Here is a 5,950-nt window from a genome sequence, read left to right as displayed (position 1 = left end):
GAACCGCCGCCCAAATGAAAGACCGAGGCTAGAAGCAGGCGATGCGGAGGGTGCATTCACGCCAGATGGCGCGGCAGAAGGCACCGGCTGACAGCGCCTTGGGCTGATCGTGGCGGACCCATCGCCGCCCGAGTTATCGCTGGATAGCGGTCAATGGAGGCGTGGAAGCCAGGCGAGGTGAGCACTGCGGCGACTGCTCACCTCTGCCCGCCACCGTCGAACGGTCCAAGGCGCTGGTTGAGCTGACGACCGCCGCACCGAGCGGAAGGCGGGACCGTGGCCTGGCTCGCGCTGCCGCTCGCCTTCGGGGGACGCGTCGTGGCCTGGTGGTGCCACACGGGAGATCGGGTTCCACCCTGACGTCGGCCGGGGCGCCCTGCACTGGTTTGCCAAGCTGCTCCTTATCGCCGCCCTGGTTCCCGTCGTCGCCCGCCCTGTCGCCGCCCCTCACAGTCTGCCGCCGGGCAAGGGGGTGTGGTTCGCCGGTCATGGCGGCGAGGGCAGTCGCGACGGCATTCAGGTCGGCCTTGATGTACGCGCGGCTGCTGTTGGTGGTGCCCGCATCGTCAGCAGCAGCGGCGTTGGTCCTCCCTTCACCGGCGGTCCAACCCATTGCCCCAAATGCCACCCCGGTTGGCTAGCGTTCGCACATGGTGGACGTCGGCGGAAGGCCGCTTTGGAAGCACAAGCCGGTTCAAGCATGACTGTGGTCAGTGGACGGACATCTCTGACCGCCGTGCTGAGCGCGAGGAACTCGCCGGCAAGGTCGTTCATTCAGGAGCGGTTCGGCCGGTGGCAGGACCTCCAGGCACGGTATCGGGAATCCGCCGGCCCCCTTGCCATACCCGGCGGTCCCGCAAACCCCGCAACCATCGGCTCCGCGTTCGACTGGATGGTGCGCTTCATGGTGCATCCGCGCCCAGACCTACGCTTGGCGCTGATCGGCGTGCGCATACCCCGTGTACGGCAGGCGGTCCACGAACTGGCGCTCATGCTTGACTACCCGGACAGGGACGGCAGCGGCAGCGTGGGGACCGCCCGGTTCAGCGGGCCGGTCGCAGGCAGCGAAGCCGACCATCAGCTCCTCGCCCGTGCTTGCTGGGCGCTGGCGCTGCTAACCGACCTGTACCGGGTCGGTCCCACGCCGGGATCCCCCTTGATGGCCTTGGCTCCAAGGTCCATCACGGCCGAAAAGCTACTTGATCTCGCATCGCCCGAAGCCGTCGAGGAGCTCCGGGCTCTGCGCGCCTCCGCAGATCGAATCCTCCTGCCGGCCCTGGCGGCACGACATGGCGCCTGGGCGGTCGGACCAACCTTCGCCGGGTCATCCCTGATGAACGCCGACGCCGACCTGATCGCCGCCGGCCTACTCCTCGAGCTTAAGACGAGCCTCGGCAGCAAGCGCCGCGACGGAACGCGACGATCCTCGCTGGAGGCACCGACCATCATGCAGCTGCTCGGCTACGTGCTGCTCGACTTCTCCGACGAGTTCGCCATCGCCGCCGTCGGTGTCTACAACGCCCGCTATGCGCACCTGACGACGTGGCACTTGCCGGAACTCCTGGCTGAGCTGGCAGGCAGGCCAGTCGACCTCAAGGAGGAACGTGCGGCCTTCCACGAGCTGCTGAGTACGTATGTCTAGAACTGTCTAGAACAGGCGCGGCGTCACGTCATTGTCGGTGGCCGCGAATCCGGCTGCCGAATTCTCATCAACCCCGGATCCATGCACCGGAATCAACCCCGAATTCCTTCGGTTCCGGTGTTGAACACGTGGGTTCGTCCGAACTATCGGAAATCTGCGGTCGCTGGAAGATCAACACGTCTTCGTGTGTGATCAGGTGCAGTGGGGTGCCGGCACTGCGGGCTCTGCGCACGGCTTGAAGTTGGAAGAACGAGGGGCGGGCAACGAGCCGCCCGTCGCGGACGGCGGCGAGGAGGGCGACGCACCGCTCGGTCGGGGTGAGGCCCGCGCGGACGCCGGCGGCGATGACCGCGCTGGGCAGGTCGACGAGCTGACCGTTCTTGCGCCAGGGGCGGGCGGTGACCACGATGGTGCCGCCGGGGCGCAGCAGCGTCGCGCAGCCGGACAGGATCTGCTCGAACCCGTCGGTGAGGCCGGTGAGGTCGCGGTAGGCGAGGTTTCCCTTGTCGGTGCCGTCGTTGTAGGCGTTGTCGAACTTCGCCACTCCGTCAGCGCCGGGTCGGACGAGGCCGTGGACGGTGGGCCCGTACGGCGGTGAGGTAACGACGAGGGCGACGTGCCCGGTGAGTGCGGCGGGCAGCAGCGATCGCAGGCGGGTGGCGTCGCCGCGGACCACGGAGGCCCGGCCGCCGGCGCCCTGCTGCTGCGCGTGGGTGATGTTGGCGTCGGCGATGTTCGACCATCGCGGCTCGTACTCCACCCCGATCGCGTCGCGGCCCGCGTGGATCGCTTCGACAAGGGTGGTGCCGATCCCGCACATCGGATCGAGGACCAGGTCCCCGGGCTGGGTGTAGGCGGCGATGGCGTGGGCGGCGATCGCGGGCAGCATCCGCGCTGGGTGCTTGACCGACTCGGGCACGTACCGGCCGCGGCGCTGCACCGGCCCGGTCCGCTGGGCGGTAGCCCACACCGACAGGCTCTCCGGCCCGCCCGGCGCGCGGTGACGTCCGCCGGTGTCGCGGTTGCGGCCCTCGTAGAAGCGGCGCCGGCCGCGGTGGGTGTTCTCGGCTGGGATGGCCGGCTGGTTCGGGTCGGCGGGGAAGGGCATGTGCTCAGCCACGGCGATCGCCTCCCGAGCGTGGGTTCGGTTGGGGGGCCGGCGCCTGTGCGCTGAAGATCAGCAGGTCCGCGTGTACCCGTAGGTGCGCCGCCGTCCACGGCTGCTCGGCCTGCGTGGCGAGGGCGAGGATTTCCTCGTCGGTGACGTGGTAGACGAACGCGTCGCCGCACGCGTCGGCGGTGACGGCGACGATGTGCTGCAGGTAGCCCAGCCCGACGTCGGCGGCCGCCTGCACGACGGGGGTGAAGTCCTCCGGGGCGGCCGGGCTCGCGGGAGCGGTGACGACGAGGATCAGGCAGCCGCCGGGGCGCAGCAGCCGCTCGCACGCGGTCAACAGCCACGCCAGTCGGATGCGGTTGGTCGCGTCGGCGGTGTCGAGGGGCCAGCAGGCCACGACCAGGCTGGTCGCCTCCGCCAGGGACGCGCCGTCGGGCACAGGGACAGCCGGGTTGCTGGACGGGGGCAGGTCGGCGTCGGTGAGGTCGTCACCGAACCAGGCGCCCGTGTCCGGCAGGTCGTCGTCGGCCTGGGCGGCCGGGTCGGTGTGGGGCGGCGGGGTCGCCTGGCCGATGATCAGGCTGGACGCGTCGGTGAACCAGCCGGGGTGGTGCCGGCGCCCGCCTGCGGTGCAGGCGGTGGTGAGGGCGTGGTCTGTGGTGAGGTCGACGACCGCGTCGCCGGGGCGGCTGTAGGCGGCCACGAGCCGGTAGGCCAGCCGGGCGCCGATCGCGCGGCCGGTGTCGGCTTCGGTGTGGGCGGTGCGCCATACAGTGACCGGGACCGGTGGGTCACCGGCCACCAGGTCGATGAGGGTCGGGTCGACATGCGGGTCGACGGGGTGGGCGGGGTCGTGGTGGTGCTGCGGCGTGTGCTCGCTCATCTCGATGTCGGCTCCGCGCCGCGCGGGTAGTGCGCTGACACCCCCCAAACCGGCGGTTGTGTGCTCTGGCGAACGCCCCCGCTTCTCACAGCGACTCGCAAGCGCTCACAGTGGCGCGGTCGTGGCGCTCACATCGCAGGTCAACGGCGGTATGGCCTTACTGGGCTGGTGAGGCGTCGCACGTGGCTGTGGATCGAGTACGGCGGCGAACTGCTCGACGCCGACGTGGACGGGGTGTACGAGCTTGGAGCCGGTCGCGGGGGCCGGACCGCCCTGGCTGTACCTGTGGGTGCCGGTGCGGCGAGCGCCAGCGGCGGTGATCAGCGTGGCGATGCCGGCCGCGCCTCAGAGACCGTCGGGTAGCCAGCCGAGGGCGTTGTGTGACGGCGAGACGAACCGGCGCTACCGCCTTGAGAAGGCGTGCCGCGCCACGCTCGAACATCTGCGCGGCCTAACCAGCGGTGGTGAACGCGCTGGTGTTGCCGTTACGCGCCTGACCTTGCCAACCGTTGCCGCGCGTTGCGCTGACTTTCCGCTGACGCGATCGGCCACGCTCGGGCTCGGCGCAGCGAAGGGGAGCCGCCCCAGCAGTGAGCCGCCGAAGGCGGCCTGCTTGTTCCTCGATGAGGCGCAGCTTTCTCATGCGCGAGACCAAGTTGAACGAGACACCCCCCACCGCCGTAGTTGTGCAAGCGACGTGTCTATCTATGAGAGGAGGGAAAATGCGAATGATCAAGCTGACAGCTGCTCTTGCTGTCGCGGCGCTCATCGGCTTCGGCGCAGTTACCGCCGCGAGCCCGAGCGGCTCCGAGCCGGTGTCTGTGGCTGGCTGCTGGCGCTGCCCGGGGTGGTGACCATAAAGCGCTAACCGGCTCACGGCAAGTCGGCTACGACCCGTGGCCCGTCGGGCCAGTTGCAGCTGACTTGCCGTGAGCCCTGCTCACCGCCATGCCGAGATCTTGGCTCAGCGTGGCTCTCAGACAGGGGCTGTGATCGGTCGGTGGTGGCCCGGCCGGCGCGAGTGGCTGCTCGGTGTTCGGCTTGGGCCGCGAGGGTTGCGGCGGCGTGCGGGGAGGCGATGCCGGTGAGCAGGCCCCTGTGCAGTGCGTCGGCGATTCGGGTGTCGATGCGGCCCAGACGCATGCGTAGGGCGTCGACGGTGATGCCGAGTCCGGCGGCGATCGGCTCGATCGGGCGCCGCCCGAGCCGCACGTCGATGTAGGGCTGTTCGTCTTCCGGGTCGAGGATGCCCAGGCCGACGGCGCGGCGCACGAGCACGTCGGGATGTCCGTAGGGCACCTTGGGGGTGCGGGGGTCGGGCAGGTGGTCGACGTCGGCGATCGAGGTGTACTCGCCTGTCTGCAGGCGTAGCCGGCGCCCGGCGCGCCAGGCAGCCCGGCATAGCGCCGCGTACGGTGCGTCCTGGGTCAGGTCGACGCGGTCGCGCAGGGCGGTGAGGAATCCAGTGAGGATCTCAGCGTCGATGTCGTCGGGGTCGCCGTCGTAGCCGGCGCACAACTGGCCGGCGTAGCGGCGCAGTGCGGGCATGGCCATCCCGACTGCGGCGATCACCCACGCCGGCCCGTCCAGGCGGGCACGGTTGACCAGTTCTCGCCACACGCCGTCACGCAGCGCGTATTCCTGAGGATGACGCAGGAGCCAGTCGCGCAGCGCCGGCATTGTCATGACACCCGACGCGGCTGCGCTGGGCACGCCGCAGGTGTCTAGGTTGAGCGTCAGAGGTGTTGGCTCGCCGGTCAGCGCGGTGAAGGCGGCGTCGGCGGCTGCGAGAGGTGAGGTTGGCCAGTTGGTGGCGGACACGCTCATGTCACAACTCCCCCTGTCGGAGATGACCGTTGATTGGTAAGGCCGCGATGCCGTGGTGGCGCGGCGGCACCGATTGGGCCACGGCGGTCACACAACTCCTCACAGCGCAGGCCACGGCCGTAGGGTGCGGTGCGGGACTCGTGGCATCGTCTCTGACAGGCAACCCGTGACATCGACTCGTGTCGTTGGGGTTCGGATTTGTCAGTGTCGTTGAGCTGGGTTGTGACACAGGCCAGGCGCTGATGCCGCCTGTCGCAGATGGCAACGCCGTCGACAGCCGGATGGAGCACTACGGCGATGCCATCGCCCGGAGGTGACACTCACCGCCGCCCATGGCCGCTCACAACGACTCGCATCCCGGCACCTGTGGCATCGGTCGACGGCGATGATGTCACCGGTGCCGGATCTCGCGCGGGCGTCGTCGGCGTCAGCGTCACCAGGACGCCTTAGAGCCTGGTAAATAAGGGTTTCAGGTGGGTTG

4 protein-coding genes are annotated in these 5,950 nt (G+C 69.6%); 1 reads left to right on the top strand and 3 read right to left on the bottom strand.

The genetic code is table 11. The annotated features are described in order from the left end of the window. Positions 1–700: 700 nt before the first annotated feature. Positions 701–1,642, top strand: a complete 942-nt coding sequence (locus A6A27_RS06275) for a hypothetical protein (RefSeq protein ID WP_143193914.1) — start codon at positions 701–703, stop codon at positions 1,640–1,642. Positions 1,643–1,709: 67 nt separating this feature from the next. Here A6A27_RS06275 and A6A27_RS06270 read toward each other — a convergent pair whose 3' ends face one another. The 3 genes from A6A27_RS06270 to A6A27_RS06260 all read right to left on the bottom strand — a co-directional run bounded on the left by A6A27_RS06270 (position 1,710) and on the right by A6A27_RS06260 (position 5,469). Further along, positions 1,710–2,750, bottom strand: coding sequence for a DNA methyltransferase (locus A6A27_RS06270; RefSeq protein WP_073833599.1), 1,041 nt, complete (start codon positions 2,748–2,750; stop codon positions 1,710–1,712). A 4-nt stretch (positions 2,751–2,754) separates the two neighbouring features. Further along, entirely contained in the window at positions 2,755–3,642 is an 888-nt protein-coding gene (locus A6A27_RS06265; RefSeq protein WP_073833598.1) for a hypothetical protein, read from the bottom strand. 873 nt (positions 3,643–4,515) lie between these two features. Beyond that, positions 4,516–5,469 (bottom strand): hypothetical protein, encoded by a 954-nt coding sequence (locus A6A27_RS06260; protein WP_241825099.1) that lies wholly within the window; start codon positions 5,467–5,469, stop codon positions 4,516–4,518. Positions 5,470–5,950: the final 481 nt, after the last annotated feature.

The organism is Micromonospora sp. CB01531, from assembly GCF_001905095.1.
Lineage (GTDB): Bacteria > Actinomycetota > Actinomycetes > Mycobacteriales > Micromonosporaceae > Micromonospora.
The sequence above is the reverse complement of the archived record's forward strand: the minus strand, read 5'-3'. Positions and strand labels throughout refer to the sequence as shown.